This is a genomic window from Rhodohalobacter sp. SW132 (assembly GCF_003390325.1).
Taxonomy (GTDB): Bacteria; Bacteroidota; Rhodothermia; order Balneolales; family Balneolaceae; genus SW132.
On sequence record NZ_QUOK01000030.1, the window covers coordinates 1 to 1,352 of the forward strand.

The following is a 1,352-nucleotide window of genomic DNA, read 5'->3' on the forward strand; positions in this document are numbered from 1 at the left end:
ATCAATAGCGTCCTAAACGTTTGGAAAGAATAAAAAAGAGAGAGAAAGAACTTTGTGTATCTCAAATGTATATTTGAGTTGCACAACACCAAAGAAACTTTCTCTCTATGACAAATATAACACTGTTTTCTCAAATCATTTCCAAATTAGATCGGTTTTCGTTTAACAAACTTGTCAGCGCTCGTCACACCGACAAACACCAAAAAGGCTATACAAGCTGGACGCATTTGGTAGCGATGCTTTTTTGTCAGTTTGCCAAAAGTCAGTCGCTACGAGATATTAGCAACGGACTTCGCAGCGCTACCGGCAACCTTAATCATCTCGGCATTGAGCGGGCACCGTCCAAATCCACCATCAGCTATCAAAACAAGCATCGCGACTGGCGGCTGTTCCGCGATTATTATTGTCAATTGCTTAAAAGTTTAGGACAGCAAGCGGGATTCAAGCAAGTAAACTTCCGAATCAAGTCCAAGATATTGCTCTTGGATTCGACCACCATTTCCCTGTGCCTGTCGCTTTTTGACTGGGCCAAATACAAGACCCGCAAAGGAGCGGTGAAAATGCACACTCTACTGGATTACGATGGGAATCTGCCCGCGTATGTGAATATTACCGATGGCAAAACCCCCGACAATAAAGGTGCCTATGATATTCCGTTGCTTAAAAATAGTGTCATAGTCGCCGACCGCTTCTACAATGACTTTTCCTTGCTCAATGTTTGGGACAGCAGCGAGGTCAACTTTGTCGTTCGCCACAAAGAAAATCTGCAGTATCGTTCGATAAAAGAATATGAGCTGCCGGAGCAGCGCCACGGGCATGTACTTAAAGACGAACTAATCGAGCTTACCGGTCCCAAATCGAAGAACATTTACCCCGGAAAGCTGCGAAGAGTGGCGGTTTAGGATGCCGAAAATGAGCAAGTCATTGAACTGATTACCAACCAGTTGACATGGACGGCCAATACCATCGCAGAGCTGTATAAAGCCCGCTGGCAGATTGAAATATTCTTTCGGGAGATCAAACAGCTCTTGCATATCAAATCCTTTATTGGCACCAGCGAAAACGCTGTGATGATTCAAATATGGACCGCACTGATTACGATTCTTATCCTAAAAGTCCTAAAAGCCATGGCTAAACATCGATGGTATCTGTCCAACCTGGTGGGGGTTATCCGCTTAAATCTGTTTGTAAAGATCGATCTCCAACGATGGCTGGATCATCCCTTTAATCAAGACTTCGGTCCGCCTGAAGAGCCTTTGCAGGGGGTTCTTTTTTGAAATCGAAAATAATATGCCTTACAGGTATAGAAATGCCATATTTAAGGAGAACTCAAAACGTTTAGGACACTATTG

1 pseudogene is annotated in these 1,352 nt (G+C 43.8%); it reads left to right on the forward strand.

Going from position 1 to position 1,352, the window contains the following annotated elements:
• Nucleotides 1–107: 107 nt before the first annotated feature.
• A pseudogene (locus DYD21_RS20780) lies at nucleotides 108–1,277 on the forward strand (IS4 family transposase).
• Nucleotides 1,278–1,352: the final 75 nt, after the last annotated feature.